This is a genomic window from Exiguobacterium sp. ZOR0005 (assembly GCF_000798975.1).
GTDB lineage: Bacteria > Bacillota > Bacilli > Exiguobacteriales > Exiguobacteriaceae > Exiguobacterium > Exiguobacterium aurantiacum.
This window is the reverse complement of record NZ_JTLB01000023.1, coordinates 106,620-121,602: the sequence shown is the minus strand read 5'-3', so window position 1 is coordinate 121,602 and position 14,983 is coordinate 106,620. Positions and strand designations below refer to the sequence as shown.

Genomic DNA, 14,983 nt, shown 5'->3' with positions numbered 1-14,983 from the left:
TAGGAGGAAACGTCATGCTACGTATCGATCACCTCTCCATCAAGCACGAGGAACGCCTCCTTTTACAGGACGTCTCGCTCGCCATCGAACAAAACAAATGGGTGTGTCTTGTCGGTGCGAGCGGAAGCGGAAAGTCCCTTCTCGTCAAATCGATTTTACAAATGCTACCGAACACACTGCAAACAACCGGTACAATCTCGTGGAACGACGAAACGATTCAATCAGCCAGCAACGCGTGTTCCATTTACGGGTGTGAAATCGGCTATATCCCTCAACAGTATACGACGTCGTTCGCCCCGTTTTTGACGATGGAGGCGCACCTTCGGGATGTGTTCGCGAGTCACGAGCAGACGTACGACGTGACCCGTATCCGCTCGATCATGGCCGAAGTCCACCTGCCGGAAACATTGCTCTCCCGCTATCCGGGCGAACTGAGCGGCGGACAGTTGCAGCGATTTTCTCTCGTACTCGCAATCGTCCTCAAGCCAAGGCTTCTCATCGCGGATGAGATCACGAATGCGCTCGACGTGTTGACGGCTCGGCAGGTGACCGAATGGTTGAAGGCGATGATCGGGCAGACATCGAGCATGCTCTGGGTGACCCACGATTTAGCCGAGGCGATGATGTATGCCGACCACATTCTCGTCATGAAAGCGGGACGCATCGTCGACGCGGGAGACCGCGATCACTTGCTCGCCTCGAGCAACCCGTATACCAACTCCTTGCTCAGGGCGGCACCGATTATAAAACGAGAGGATCGACTCGACCATGTTACTACGCGTCAACAACGTCCAAAAATCTTATAATGGCCAGCCGGTGCTACGCGACGTGACGTTCACGATTCAGGCTGGCGAATCGGTCGGTCTGATCGGCACGAGTGGTAGCGGAAAAAGTACGTTGTCCCGCTGCATCCTTGGGCTTGAGACGATTGACAGTGGAACGCTTCATTTAGGTGGCTCGTCTTGGCAAACCGCGTCACGTAAAGAAACGTCATCGATGAAACGACGTGTCCAAGCCGTGTTTCAAGATAGCTCTGACTCGTTTAATCCGAGATGGAGACTAGCCGACTCCATTTTAGAGCCGCTTCGTCATTTCCGAATGATTGAACCGAGTGAGGAACCGACCAAGTTGGCCCATTTGTGTGAGATCGTGCAACTTCCGTACACATGTATGAGCTCGTATCCTCGGGCGTTAAGCGGCGGACAGAAGCAACGGGCCGCCATCGCCAGGTCGCTCAGCATCAATCCTCAACTCGTCGTGTTAGACGAAGCGACCACCGCGCTCGACACGCTCACCCAACATCATATCGTCGAGATGCTACAGTCTTATCGTCACGACCAATCCATGGCGTTCCTATTCATCTCTCATGATTTATCGATCGTATCGAGACTGTGCGATCGGATTCTCGTCTTGTCCGAAGGAACGATCGTGGACGCATTCCGTACCGATGAACTGTTTGATGAGGCACGCCATCCGTATACGATCGCGTTGCGTGACGCTTTCGTCGAGAAAGGACGTTCCTTGAATGGTCTCGGCTAAATCGTTCTGGCTCATCGCCTATCCGCTCGTGCTCGCCGGCTTCTCGACACCGCTCCTCGGTGTTGTCGATACGATCGTCATTGCGAACACGGGACAATTGACCGCGATTGGTGCGGTCGCCATCGGGGCGGTCGTGTTCAATACGTTGTATTGGCTGTTCGGATTCTTGAAAATCAGCACGAGCGGTTTCACGGCGCAAGCGCTCGGTCAAAACAATTTAAACCTTGCTCAAATGAGTCTGTTCCGGCCACTCGTCATCGCTTTTGTCGTCGGAACCAGTTTTATCTTGTTCTTGATCCCGATTCGGGAAACGGCCATCCATTTACTCGTGACCGATGCGTCGATGGCCGGTTCCGTTCGAACGTACATCACGACGCGACTTTACGCCGCTCCCTTCGCACTCGGCACATACGTTGTCCTTGGCTGGTTAATCGGTCATGGCCGTGTCCGGACCGCTCTAGCGATTCAAGTCGGGGGAAATGTGCTGAACATCTTCTTAGACGTTTGGTTCATCCGTCTGTTTGATGACCCGGTCGCCGGGATTGCTGTCGCGACGAGTTTGTCAGAAGTGATGACGTTCGGGTTCGGTTGGTTGTTCGTTCACGGCCATCTTTCGTACTCCGTACAGCGCGTCCACGAGTTGATGAACGTCCGCGCCTACCTCACCTACTTGACCGTCAACCGTGACTTGTTCATCCGGACTGTCTTTTTACTTCTCATGACAGGCTGGTTCACGTCACTCGGTGCGAGACAAGGCGTCGAGACGTTGAGTGCGAACGCCATCTTGTTTCAATTGCAATACTTAATCGCCTATTGGTTCAGCGGAATCGGGCAAGCTTCGACCGTCTTGATCGGTCGCGCGATTGGTCAGAAATCGAAAGCGGCGTATCGGCGCACGGTTCAAATCGGGCTACGGTTTCTTTTATGGTCAACGATTGGGATCACCTTGTTGTTGTCGGTCGCACAGGGAGGGATTATTCGCCTCTTCACAGAAGATTTAGCACTCCGCTCAACGATTGAGACGTACTATATGTGGATTCTTGTCTATCCGCTCGTCGGAAGCTTGGCCATGTTGTATGAAGGAGTCTTTGCTGGACTCGGGGACGCACGGCCCGTTCGTAACTCACTCATCTATGCGTTCATCGTCTTTACGATCGTCATCGTCTTGCTCGTCCCATTAATCGGGAACCATGGGATTTGGATTGCGTTTCTTTGCTTCAGCTTCACTCGATCCATCGCATTGGTGATGAGTGAACGCAGAAAACGACTCCGCCTGTTTTCTTCGTCTCGTCTGTCTGGAAGATGGTATGATGATGAAAGAATCAACATCAAGTTAAAATAGACAGTTGGTGCTCCTGATGAAGCCTCATTATTCGAATCAACAACGAAAGAAAAAACGTTACCTGTACGCGTTCATCTTCCTCGCTATACTCAATACGGTGCAACATGCATATGACATCGGTTCTGACGCGTCTTCCCCATACCGACTCGTCGGCGGTCTCGTTTTTTTTGCGACCGTGCTCTATTTTCGGTTAAAAGAAAAAAGGTGGGCCGAAATCGCGATCAAGTTTGTCGTCTGGTTCAACGTCATCGCTTTATTCGTCATCCTCTTGTTCATGGGACTCTCCGTGATCGTATGAAAAAAAGGCGACCACTCGTTTGAGTGGTCGCCTTTCGTTCGTTATACGCCTTCGTACGCTGCGTACATGATTTCTTTCAATTCTTCAACGAGCGGCATTTTCGGGTTGGCCGTCGTACATTGGTCTTCGAATGCGTCGACTGCCATCTTGTCGACTTTCGCGTCGAGGTCCGCTTTCTTGATGCCTTGTGCTTTGAACGAGAGCTTGATGTTCAAGCGCTGACCAAGCTCGATGACCGCTTGGATGAGTGACTCGACACCTTCTTCCGTCGTGCTCGCTGGAAGTCCGAGGTAGCGCGCGATTTCCGCGTAACGCTCGTCGGCGATGAATGACTCATATTTCGGGAACGCCGCGAGTTTCGATGGGCGTGTCGCGTTGTAGCGGATGACGTGTGGCATGAGGATCGCGTTCGTCCGTCCGTGTGGGACGTGGAACTCACCACCGATTTTGTGTGCGATCGAGTGGTTGATGCCGAGGAACGCGTTCGCGAACGCCATACCCGCCATTGTCGATGCGTTGTGGACTTTCTGACGAGCTTCGGCGTCACTACCGTTTTCATACGCTTTCGGGAGGTAGTCGAAGATCATCTTCATCGAACGGAGCGCAAGTCCGTCCGTATAGTCGTTTGCCATGACCGATACGTACGCTTCGATGGCGTGCGTCAACACGTCCATTCCTGTATCAGCCGTGATTGACGCTGGGACCGTCATGACGAACTCAGGGTCGACGATGGCGACGTCCGGTGTGATTGCGTAGTCGGCGATCGGGTACTTCACGTTTTTCTTCTTATCTGTGATGACCGTGAACGGCGTCACTTCAGAACCCGTACCAGATGTTGTCGGGATGGCGACGAACATCGACTTGTTTCCGAGCGTCGGGAATTTGTACGTCCGTTTGCGAATATCCATGAATTTTTGACGAAGGTTCGAGAACTTCTCTTCTGGGCGTTCGTAGAAGAGCCACATGCCTTTCGCGGCATCCATCGGCGAACCGCCGCCGAGTGCGATGATCATATCCGGTTTGAAGTGACGCATCGCTTCAGCACCACGCATGACTGTTTCAACGGATGGATCTGGCTCGACTTGGTCGAAGATGCGGTACTCGACGCCAGCCGGCAAGTTTTTGATGACTTTATCGGCAAAACCGAGTTTGACCATCATTTCATCCGTGACGATCATCGCCCGTTTCTTCGATGTGAGCGACTGAAGGTATTGGACCGAGTTTTTCTCGAAGTAAATCTTTTCAGGGACTTTAAACCATTGCATGTTCACGCGACGTCTCGCCACCTTTTTCACGTTGAGTAGATGTTTCGCCGTCACGTTCTCAGAGACGGAGTTTTTACCGTATGACCCACAACCGAGGGTGAGCGACGGTGTCATTTCGTTATAGAGGTCACCGATCCCGCCGTGTGCCGTTGGCGAGTTGACGATGATGCGGCAAGCTTTCATCCGAAGTCCGAACGCGAGAATGGCGTCGTCGTCTGTCGAGTGAATCGCTGCCGTATGACCGAGGCCGCCGATTTCAAGCATCTTCTCAGCGATGGCAAATCCTTCTTCACGCGATTGAACTTTGTACGCACCGAGCACCGGACTTAATTTTTCATGTGAGAGAAGTTCTGTCGCACCGACCGTCTCAAGTTCAGCGATCAAAATCTTCGTGTCGGCCGGAACGCTGAGTCCAGCTTTCTCGGCGATCCACGCTGCCGGTTTCCCGACGATTTCCGGGTTGACCGCACATGAGTCTGTTTTGATGACGAGTGTCTCGAGTTTCGCTTTCTCTTCTGGCGAGCAGAAGTAGCATCCGAGTGCCGTCATTTCCGCTTTCACTTCTTCATATACTTCCTGGTCCACGATGATCGCTTGTTCAGACGCACAGATCATACCGTTATCGAACGTTTTCGACAAGATGACGTCCGAGATGGCGCGTTTCACTTTTGCCGTCTTATCGATGTAGGCTGGGACGTTACCAGGACCGACGCCGAGTGCCGGTTTACCAGTCGAGTACGCCGATTTGACCATCGCCGCTCCACCTGTCGCGAGTACCATGGCAACACCCGGGTGGTTCATGAGCGCTTTCGTCGCGTCGAGTGACGGTTTTTCGACCCATTGAATCAAATGTTCCGGTGCCCCGGCTTCGATGGCTGCGTCACGAAGGATACGGGCCGCTTCGCTTGAACACTGTTGTGCTGACGGGTGGAAACCGAAGATGATCGGGTTACGCGTCTTGATGGCGATGATCGCTTTAAACATCGTCGTTGACGTCGGGTTCGTCACCGGTGTGACCCCAGCGACGACACCGACCGGCTCGGCGATGTACGTGATGCCGTTTTGCTCGTCGTCTTCAATGACGCCGACCGTCTTCTCGCCACGGAGCGAGTTGTAAATATATTCTGTCGCGAAGATGTTTTTGATCATCTTGTCTTCAAATACACCACGACCTGTTTCTTCATATGCATGTTTTGCGAGAGCGACGTGCTGTTCGAGTCCGGCTAGCGCCATCGCTTGAACGATCGCATCGATCTTTTCTTGGTCAAACGCCATCAACGTATCGAGCGCTTTATGCGCTTGTGTGACGAGCGTGTCGACCATTTGTTCTGCTGATGTTTCTACTACTGCTTTCTCTTTAACTGCCATGTTGGTTTCCTCCTCATGAATGAGAGCTGATAAGTTTGACTTGATGGAGAGCACGGGGCAATCAGTTAGTTCAAGAAGAGTTTGTGCTTTCCTTCACATTCATAGAATACACCGTTTTCAGGATTTTGTGCGTGACAACAATGTGAACTCTTTCACAATATTTTTTTGAAGAATGAGGATAGGTCTTGCATTTTACTCCGTACCTTCGTAAAATCGAATGCGTTTTCATGAAAATGCTACGCCTGCTTTATGTAAACGCTTACATTGTTTATGGCGTCTGGATGTCGAAATACGTGTGTATTTCCTCACATCACGCTGATTGGTCGTCCAAGCCCTCTTCACTCGTGTATAATGTAAGATAGAACCTAATTAGGAAGTGAATAGACTTATGCCTAGACAAGATGCAGCCGATCAGTTCGTCAAACTGATCCCATTGATTCGTAGAAAATTGCTACGTCGCTCTGACCTCCCGCAAATCCCGAACTTAAACTTCTCACACTTTCATCTATTGATGTTAATCGAGGACGAAGGTGCGGTGACGAACGGGCACATTAGCGAGACGTTGTCGATCGCCCCACCGAACGTGACGCCACTCATCACGAAACTCGTCGATGAAGGATACATCACGCGTGTGCCGGATGAGCGGGACCGCCGTGTCATCTGGAATCAATTGACCGAGAAAGGCGAACAAGTACTCCGGGAACGACGCGATTCGTTCCGCCGCCTGTTCGAAGATCGCCTCGCCTTTTTAGACGATGACGAGACCGAACGATTGATTGATAGCTTGAAGACGCTGACGGAGATCGTCGAGAAGATGGACAAGAGCGAGGGATGAATTTTTCTCGTCAATGCTCCGTTCTTCTTATATAATCGACAGTGAATCAATCGAACTATGGAAAGAGAGATGACATGTAATGGGTCGTAAATGGAACAACATCAAAGAAAAAAAGGCGTCAAAAGACGCCAACACGAGTCGGATTTATGCGAAGTTCGGTCGGGAGATTTATATCGTCGCCCGCCAAGGGGAGCCAGACCCTGAACTGAACCAAGCGCTCAAATTCGTCGTCGAGCGGGCGAAGACGTATAACGTCCCGAAAGCGATCATCGACCGGGCCATCGACAAGGCGAAAGGCGGCGACGAGGAAAACTTTGACGAGTTACGTTATGAAGGGTTCGGCCCGAACGGCTCGATGGTGATCGTCGACACGCTCACGAACAACGTCAACCGGACGGCGTCCGAAGTGCGCGCCGCGTTCGGGAAGAACGGCGGCAACATGGGCGTGAGCGGCTCGGTCGCCTACATGTTCGACGCGACGGCCGTCATCGGCGTCTCCGGTATGAATTCGGACGAAGTGCTCGAACTCATGATGGAGCATGACCTAGACGTGCGCGATATTCTTGAAGAAGAAGACACGATCATCGTCTACGCGGAGCCAGAGGCGTTCCACGCCGTCCAAACCGCATTCAAATCAGCCGGGATCGAATCGTTCGAAATCGCCGAGTTGACGATGCTTCCACAAAATGAAATCACCCTCGACGACGCGTCGAAAGAACAGTTCGAGAAGCTTCTCGATGTGCTCGAAGACCTCGAGGATGTGCGTCAGGTATACCATAACGTCGAATGATGACGAGCAAGCGATAACTTTTCGGAGTTATCGCTTTTTTTCAATACTTGATTTGACAAGCATGGTTTCATATGTTAAATTTCAAAAGTCTTTATCATATTAAAGTGATAATAAGAGAAAGAGTTTTAAGGAAAGGTGTTGGATTACTATGAACGCTGTCTTATTAGCCGTTGTTGTCTTATTCGCTCTCGCCATCAGTCGAGTGCACATCGTGTTATCGCTCATCCTCGCGGCCATCGTCGGCGGCCTCGTCGGCGGTCTCGGGTTTAACGATACGCTCGCCGCGTTCAGCGACGGTCTCGGCGGAGGCGCGTCCATCGCGCTCAGCTACGCGCTCCTCGGCGCGTTCGCCGTCGGTTTGTCGAAGACGGGACTCCCGGACGTCCTCGCTGAGAAATTGATCAGCTTGTCAGGACGCGACGTCACCGGAAAGAACGTCCGCTTCGTGAAAGCGATGCTGTTGTCGTTATTACTATTACTTGCGATCAGCTCGCAAAACGCGTTGCCGATTCACATCGCTTTCATCCCGATCGTCGTACCGCCGCTCCTCGTCTTGTTCAACGAGTTGAAGCTTGACCGTCGCCTCGTGGCGACGATTCTCACGTTCGGTCTCGTCACCCCGTACATGCTCCTGCCGGTCGGGTTTGGCGGCATCTACTTGAACGAGATTTTACTCCCAAACGTCGAGACGAACGGCATGGCCGTCGGCGACGTCAACATCGTCAGCATCATGGCCATTCCAGCTCTCGGTATGCTCGTCGGGCTCATCGCCGCGTTCATCCACTATCGGAAACCGCGAACGTATGAGACGATCGCCCTTGGCCCTAAAGACTACGAACTTCGTCAGTTGAGCCCACTGAAAATCGGGTTGACGCTTGCCGTCGTCATCGTCGTCCTCATTGTTCAGTTGCAGACCGATTCGATGATCGCCTCGGCCGTCACCGGCTTGATCTTATTGACCGTGCTTCGACTCATCCCATGGTCTGAAGCGGACGACATCTTCACGAGCGGGATGCGCATGATGGCGTTCATCGGTTTCGTCATGATCGCGGCGAGCGGCTTTGCCGCCGTCATTCGCGAGACGGGCGCCATCGAACCGCTCGTCAACGGCGCGTCCGGTCTCATGGGCGATTCGCAGTTCCTCGCCGCGCTCATCATGCTGCTCGTCGGTCTCGTCATCACGCTCGGGATTGGATCGAGTTTCTCGACGATCCCGATCATCGCGGCCATCTTCGTCCCGCTCTGCATCCAGTATGGATTCTCGGTCGAGGCGACAATCGCCATCATCGGGACGGCCGGCGCACTCGGTGACGCCGGTAGCCCGGCAAGTGACTCCACACTCGGTCCGACGAGCGGATTGAACGCTGACGGTCAGCACGATCACTTGCGTGAAACGGTGTGGCCGACGTTCCTCCACTACAACATCCCGCTCATCGTGTTCGGTTTGATCGCAGCGATGGTACTGTGATCACTTTCGATTGCGACGCGCGTAGATCGTCCCGAGCAAGACGAGAACGAGTAAGAACCAAATTCCTGTATACATGAGGATCTCGGTAATCATCATATTCCTCCTGTGACAAAAAGATAAGGAGCGACGAAATCGTCGCTCCTTTTCATGATGAAGTTTTTAACTCCGTTTGACAAGCGTTCAAGTAAGCATCGACCTTCTCTGCTACTTCACGTCCTTCTCGAATCGCCCAGACAATCAAACTTTGGCCCCTGCGCGCGTCACCGGCAACAAACACCCCATCGAGGTTCGTCACATAGTCCCGCTTCGATTCGACGCCCAATTTTCTCAATTCTGGTTCCGGTCGTTCAAAGCCGATGGCGACGAGCACGAGGTCGGCCGCATACGTCTCTTTTGAACCTTCAACGACGAAGAAGGTGGCTTGACCGTCGGGTTTCACGACCTTCTCCATCCGTTCCGTTTCAATTCCTACAACCCGGTCCCCTTGTTTTACGATTCGGTTTGAGCGAATCAAGTACGTGCGCGGGTCGATATCCAAATGCTCGATTGCTTCCGCATACGCATAGTCCGTCGACAACGTGTCCGGTTGTAGCGGCCACGGACGATCTGGTGCTCGGAACAATCCTTTCTCAGGATGCTTACCGAATTGCGTCACCGATTTGGCGCCTTGCCGAATCGCTGTCGCGACACAGTCGGCACCGGTGTCGCCCCCACCGATGACGATGACGTCTTTACCGGCAGCTTCAAAGCGCGCCTCGACCGCTGTCCCGCCGAGTTCTCGTGTCGAAGCCGTCAAGTAGTCCATCGCCGCCTCGACTCCGGCCGCGTCATCCCCTTCGATACCGAGCGTCCGTTGTTTTTGAGCGCCTGTCGCCAGGATGACGGCGTCGTATTTATCTCGCAACGACTCGACCGTCACGTCTGTGCCGACGTTCACACCGGTCTTGAAGCGAATGCCTTCTGCCTCGAGCAACTGCACCCGGCGACGGACGACATCTTTATCGAGTTTCATGTTAGGGATGCCATAAAACAGAAGGCCGCCTATCTCATCCGCCTTTTCAAACACGGTGACGACATGTCCGACTTGATTCAACTGATCGGCCGCGGCAAGACCGGCCGGCCCGCTACCGATGATGGCGACGTGGTAACCGGTGCGCATGCGGACATGCCTCGGTTCGACCCACCCTTGTTCGAAGGCACGGTCGATGATCGTTCGCTCGATCGACTTGATCGCAACCGGGTCTTCACTAATGCCGAGCGTGCACGACCCCTCACAAGGGGCCGGACAGACCCGACCGGTAAATTCCGGGAAGTTATTCGTTTCCATCAGCCGCTCGTAAGCACGTCGGAAATCTTGTTCACTGACGAGTTTGTTCCATTCGGGAATCAAGTTATGAATCGGACAGCCGATCGTCTCTTGTCCGATCATGTCACCGACGTGGCAAAACGGGGTCCCGCAGTCCATACAGCGCTCGGCCTGCTTGACGATCGGACCATCTTCCATCCGTGAAGCATACTCTTTATAATCATGGATCCGCTCGATTACCGTCCGCTCTGGGAGCGTCTCACGCGGAATGCTTAAAAATTTGTGTCTCATACTCCCCCTCCTTCTGTCACAACCCGGAACAGTTCGAGTGCCCGGTCCGCCTCACTCAACTCGGGCCGAGATGCCTCGAGCTGACGCATGACGTCAAGCACGTTCGCGTAATCACGCGGCACGACTTTGACGAAACGATGGCGCTCTTCTTCAAATGAATCTAGGATGAGCCTTGCTTTCACACTATCCGTGTGGAACTGGTGCAACTCGAGGAGCGCGTAAATTTGTTCCGCATCCTCATCGTTCAAGCCGTCGACGGCGACGAGTTCGTTGTTGACGAGTTCACCATAGTCCTGGTCCCCATACAAATAGGCGACCCCTCCTGACATGCCGGCCCCGAAGTTGCGACCGATCTCACCAAGGACGACGACCGTCCCCCCGGTCATGTATTCGCACCCGTGGTCACCGACCCCTTCTGTGACAGCGACGGCACCGGAGTTACGAACGGCGAACCGTTCCCCTACATGACCGTTGAAAAATGCCAAGCCATCTGTCGCTCCATACAGACAGACGTTTCCGGCGATGACTTGTTGCGATTCGTCGAACGGGGCATGTTTCTCGGCGATGACGGAAACTTTCCCGCCGCTCAAGCCTTTCCCGACGTAATCGTTCGCGTCGCCGATGACAGACAAGGTGATCCCTTTCGGAAGGAACGCCCCAAGACTTTGACCCGCCGAACCGCTGAGTCGAATCGAGATTGTATCTTCGGCGAGCCCGACTTTGCCATGCACTTTCGTCAATTCATAACCGAGCATCGTCCCGACGGCCCGATCGGTGTTGCGAATCCGACCGACGAAGAACGTCGGCTGCAATGATTTGATCGAACGGGAGACGGCCGGCATGAGTTTCCGATGGTCATATGATTTGAACGCCGGATGTGGCAACTCTTCTTTTGCCGGCAAAGGTGTAGGCATACCGAGCATCGGGTTCAAGTCGAGTGTTTTTGCTTTGACGTGTTGTTGCTTCCAGGCACTTTCTTCTAACAGGTCGGTCCGTCCAATCACTTCTTCGAGCGACCTCGCACCGAGAGACGCCAAAATCTCGCGCACTTCTTCGGCGAGGAACGTCATCAAATTGACGACGTGCTCTGGTTTCCCCATGAATTTCTCACGAAGCGCCGGATCTTGTGTGGCGACGCCGACCGGACACGTATCAAGATGACAAGCGCGCATCATGATGCAGCCGAGGACGACGAGCGGTGCCGTCGCGAACGCGTACTCTTCCGCCCCAAAAATCGCGGCCATGACGATGTCTCGGCCTGTCATGAGCTTGCCGTCCGTCTCGAGCGTGACGCGTCCACGGAGACCGTTCAAGGCTAGCGTCTGGTGGGTTTCAAGGAGTCCGAGTTCCCACGGGAGCCCGGTATGTTTGATCGACGTCCGTGGCGACGCACCGGTTCCTCCGTCATAGCCGGAGATGACGATCGTATCCGCGTTCGCTTTGGCGACACCGGCCGCAATCGTCCCGACACCCGATTTTGAGACGAGCTTGACGCTGATTTTCGCGTTCGGGTTCACGTGTTTCAAGTCGAATATGAGCTGTGCCAAATCTTCGATCGAATAAATGTCGTGGTGTGGCGGCGGAGAAATGAGTCCGACACCCGGTACCGAACCACGGACCTCGGCCACCCAAGGGTAAACTTTGTTGCCCGGTAGTTGCCCGCCTTCGCCCGGTTTCGCGCCTTGAGCCATCTTGATTTGGATTTCGTCAGCGTGATACAAGTATTCAGCCGTCACACCGAAGCGTCCGCTCGCGACTTGTTTGATGCGGCTGATCCGTTCCGATCCGTCTTCATCTGGCACGAACCGGTTGCGGTCTTCGCCACCTTCGCCCGAGTTGCTCTTTCCACCGATTTGGTTCATGGCGATGGCGAGTGTCTCATGCGCTTCTTTCGATAACGAACCGAACGACATCGCGCCCGTCTTGAAACGACTGACGATCGACGCGACCGATTCGACTTCGTCGAGTGCGACTGGTTCTCGTTCTTTGAAGCTGAACAGTTGTCGTAAAAACTGGCCCGAGGATTCATGCAGATGAACGTAAGCGTCGTAATAGCGGCGTTCATTCTCGCGACACGCCCGTTGCAACAGATGGATCGTCTTCGGGTTAAACGCGTGCTCTTCCCCATCAGCTCGCCATTGGAAGTCGGCACCTGCCTCGAGCGGCCGTTCTCGGTCGTAAGCCGCAACGTGCTGGGCGCGGCTCTCAGCCTCAAGTTCTGCGAAGCCGATACCAGAAAGTTGTGACGTCGTCCCCCGGAAATGCGTCTCGACGAGGCCGCGGTCTAAACCGACCGCCTCGAAGATTTGGGCGCCGCGATAACTTTGCACGGTCGAGATCCCCATCTTCGACATGACTTTCACGATCCCGTCGACCGTCGCCGCTTGATAACGTTTGACCGCCTCATCGAGCGAGTAGGACAGTTGATTCGTCTCGATTGCTTCCCGAATTGTGGCGTATGCCAAATATGGGTATACGGCGTCGGCCCCATAACCGATCAACGCCGCGGCTTGATGAACTTCCCGCAACTCACCGCTCTCGCTGACGAGGCTGCATGATGCGCGCAAATTTGAACGGATGAGCCGTTGATGGACGGCGCTCATGACGAGTAGCGCCGGCATGGCGATCCGTTCTGCGCTCATGTCTCGGTCGGACAAGACGATGACTTCCGCGCCTTCTTTAACGGCCGTTTCGACGCGCGCAAACAACGTCTCAAGCGAGTGTTCCAAGCCCTCGACGTACGTCGCATCGATGCGTTCGACACGCAACTTGGACTCGATCCCGCGGAGCGTGACCGCGTCTAAGATTGGATGTTCGAGCCATACCCGGCTGGCGTGACCGCGCCCGGTATGGACCGGATTCGATTGCGGCCCGATCCACGTGAACGTCGCCGTGACGACTTTTTCACGGAGCGCATCGATTGGAGGGTTCGTCACTTGGGCGAAATGTTGTTTAAAGTAATGGAACAAAGAACGCGGCCGCTCTGAGAGGACGGCGACGGGTTGGTCATGCCCCATCGAACCGATTGGATCCTTCTTCTCACGGATGAGCGGGACGATATATTGTTCAATGTCTTCTTTCGTGTAACCGAACGCACGTTGTTTTAACAGAATGACCGATATGACCGGCTCATCTACAGGAGCGTCCTCGAGCGTCTTCATTTGTTTTAGCCATTTGCCATACGGTTCAGCACGCGAGATCGTCTGTTTAATCTCCGCATCGGGGATGAGTCGCTTCGATTCTAAGTCGATGAGCAACAATTGACCGGGACGAAGCCGTTCCTTTTTCAAGACTTTCTCGGCTTGGACCGGGATGACACCGCTCTCTGACGACAAGATGAGCTCACCGTCAGTCGTCTCGATATAACGCATCGGTCTTAGACCGTTTCGGTCGAGGATAGCACCGATTTGGCGGCCATCCGTGAAGACGACACCGGTCGGCCCGTCCCACGGTTCCATAATGGACGAGTGATACTGATAAAAATCTCGTTTTTGTTTATCGATTTTTCCTTCGATGAACGGTTCCGGGATGAGCATCATCGCCGTATGGGCGATCGACCGTCCAGTCCGGGTGAAGAACTCGAACGCATTGTCAAGCATCGACGAGTCGCTTCCTTCTTCCTGTAGCACGGGGAACAACCGGTCGACGTTCTCATACAAGTCCGTCTCAATCACGCCTTCACGGGCCCGCATCGCGTCGATGTTGCCGCGGAGTGTGTTGATTTCCCCGTTATGGACGATCATTCGATTCGGATGGGCCCGTTCCCATGACGGAAATGTGTTCGTCGAGAAACGTGAGTGAACGATTCCGAACGTACTCTTGTAAAATGGCGACTGCAAGTCAATATAAAATCGTTCAATTTGTTCCGGTGTGAGCATTCCTTTATAAACGATCGTCTTCGTCGAGAAGCTAGGCATATACAGGTTGAGTTCATCGACTTTTTCAATGGTGCGGCGCAACTCGTACAGCGAGCGCTCGTTCGCGTGATAATCTAAATACGGGCAAGCGACGAACCACTGATAAATCGTCGGTTTCGTGACGCGCGCATGTTCGCCGATCGCAGAGGCGTCGACAGGAACTTCACGCCACGCGATTGTCGCCAAGTCGATCTCTTCCGCGAGACGCTCCATCATCTGTTGCTTGTCACGCAACTTCGTCTCTTCAGGCTGAAAGAATACCATTCCGACCGCATAGTTGCCTGGTGCCGGCAGATTCATCGTCTGAAGGAACAATTCGTGTGGGATCTCGGTCATGATGCCCGCGCCGTCTCCGGCGTCGATCACACCTTGACCACCTCGGTGCTCGAGTTTGCAGAGCATGGATAGCGAACGGCTGACAATGTCGTGTTTTTTCTCTCCGTTAAGGTTGACGTATAGGCCGATGCCGCAAGCGTCTTTTTCGAATCGTGAATCGTACAAACTCGTCCGTTTCATCGAATCAACCCCTCTCTTTCGTAATTGTTCGTAAGTTTTATTTTGTTC

The 14,983-nt window shown here is 53.6% G+C and carries 10 protein-coding genes; 7 read left to right on the top strand and 3 right to left on the bottom strand.

Annotation, left to right across the window (positions count from 1 at the left end; genetic code table 11):
* The first annotated feature begins 14 nt into the window (after positions 1-14).
* From L971_RS10140 to L971_RS10125, 4 genes are read left to right on the top strand one after another with little or no spacing between them, the layout of a single operon-like run.
* Entirely contained in the window at positions 15-806 is a 792-nt protein-coding gene (locus L971_RS10140) for an ABC transporter ATP-binding protein (protein WP_052200356.1), read from the top strand.
* Entirely contained in the window at positions 769-1,539 is a 771-nt protein-coding gene (locus L971_RS10135; protein WP_047375642.1) for an ABC transporter ATP-binding protein, read from the top strand. The genes L971_RS10140 and L971_RS10135 overlap by 38 nt, the downstream gene beginning before the upstream one ends.
* Entirely contained in the window at positions 1,526-2,881 is a 1,356-nt protein-coding gene (locus L971_RS10130; RefSeq protein ID WP_052200355.1) for an MATE family efflux transporter, read from the top strand. The genes L971_RS10135 and L971_RS10130 overlap by 14 nt, the downstream gene beginning before the upstream one ends.
* A gap of 16 nt (positions 2,882-2,897) precedes the next feature.
* Positions 2,898-3,179 (top strand): hypothetical protein, encoded by a 282-nt coding sequence (locus tag L971_RS10125; RefSeq protein WP_047375640.1) that lies wholly within the window; start codon positions 2,898-2,900, stop codon positions 3,177-3,179.
* A 41-nt stretch (positions 3,180-3,220) separates the two neighbouring features.
* Here L971_RS10125 and adhE read toward each other — a convergent pair whose 3' ends face one another.
* Positions 3,221-5,812: a bifunctional acetaldehyde-CoA/alcohol dehydrogenase gene (gene adhE, locus L971_RS10120; RefSeq protein ID WP_047375638.1), complete on the bottom strand. Its 2,592-nt coding sequence runs from the start codon at positions 5,810-5,812 to the stop codon at positions 3,221-3,223.
* Positions 5,813-6,200: 388 nt separating this feature from the next.
* Between adhE and L971_RS10115 the strand changes: the two genes are divergently transcribed.
* The 3 genes from L971_RS10115 (at position 6,201) to L971_RS10105 (ending at position 8,905) form a co-directional block, all read left to right on the top strand.
* Entirely contained in the window at positions 6,201-6,647 is a 447-nt protein-coding gene (locus L971_RS10115) for a MarR family winged helix-turn-helix transcriptional regulator (protein WP_024370302.1), read from the top strand.
* 79 nt (positions 6,648-6,726) lie between these two features.
* Positions 6,727-7,437, top strand: coding sequence for a YebC/PmpR family DNA-binding transcriptional regulator (locus L971_RS10110; protein ID WP_047375636.1), 711 nt, complete (start codon positions 6,727-6,729; stop codon positions 7,435-7,437).
* Between the two features lie 148 nt (positions 7,438-7,585).
* Positions 7,586-8,905, top strand: a complete 1,320-nt coding sequence (locus L971_RS10105; protein ID WP_047375634.1) for a Na+/H+ antiporter family protein — start codon at positions 7,586-7,588, stop codon at positions 8,903-8,905.
* A 145-nt stretch (positions 8,906-9,050) separates the two neighbouring features.
* On the opposite strand, the gene L971_RS10100 is transcribed toward L971_RS10105, so the two are convergent.
* The gene (locus L971_RS10100; RefSeq protein ID WP_047375632.1) at positions 9,051-10,502 is read right to left on the bottom strand and encodes a glutamate synthase subunit beta; all 1,452 of its coding nucleotides are present in this window, start codon (positions 10,500-10,502) and stop codon (positions 9,051-9,053) included.
* Positions 10,499-14,935, bottom strand: coding sequence for a glutamate synthase large subunit (gene gltB, locus L971_RS10095; protein ID WP_047375630.1), 4,437 nt, complete (start codon positions 14,933-14,935; stop codon positions 10,499-10,501). Before gltB ends, L971_RS10100 begins: the two co-directional genes overlap by 4 nt.
* Positions 14,936-14,983 lie beyond the last annotated feature (48 nt).

What these genes read in the sequence shown, in the direction of transcription:
- L971_RS10125 (WP_047375640.1), top strand. Translation starts at nt 2,898, where the DNA reads ATGAAGCCTCATTATTCGAATCAACAACGAAAGAAAAAACGTTACCTG.
- L971_RS10115 (WP_024370302.1), top strand. Translation starts at nt 6,201, where the DNA reads ATGCCTAGACAAGATGCAGCCGATCAGTTCGTCAAACTGATCCCATTG.
- adhE (WP_047375638.1), bottom strand. Translation starts at nt 5,812, where the DNA reads ATGGCAGTTAAAGAGAAAGCAGTAGTAGAAACATCAGCAGAACAAATG.
- L971_RS10135 (WP_047375642.1), top strand. Translation starts at nt 769, where the DNA reads ATGTTACTACGCGTCAACAACGTCCAAAAATCTTATAATGGCCAGCCG.
- L971_RS10140 (WP_052200356.1), top strand. Translation starts at nt 15, where the DNA reads ATGCTACGTATCGATCACCTCTCCATCAAGCACGAGGAACGCCTCCTT.
- L971_RS10100 (WP_047375632.1), bottom strand. Translation starts at nt 10,502, where the DNA reads ATGAGACACAAATTTTTAAGCATTCCGCGTGAGACGCTCCCAGAGCGG.
- gltB (WP_047375630.1), bottom strand. Translation starts at nt 14,935, where the DNA reads ATGAAACGGACGAGTTTGTACGATTCACGATTCGAAAAAGACGCTTGC.
- L971_RS10130 (WP_052200355.1), top strand. Translation starts at nt 1,526, where the DNA reads ATGGTCTCGGCTAAATCGTTCTGGCTCATCGCCTATCCGCTCGTGCTC.
- L971_RS10105 (WP_047375634.1), top strand. Translation starts at nt 7,586, where the DNA reads ATGAACGCTGTCTTATTAGCCGTTGTTGTCTTATTCGCTCTCGCCATC.
- L971_RS10110 (WP_047375636.1), top strand. Translation starts at nt 6,727, where the DNA reads ATGGGTCGTAAATGGAACAACATCAAAGAAAAAAAGGCGTCAAAAGAC.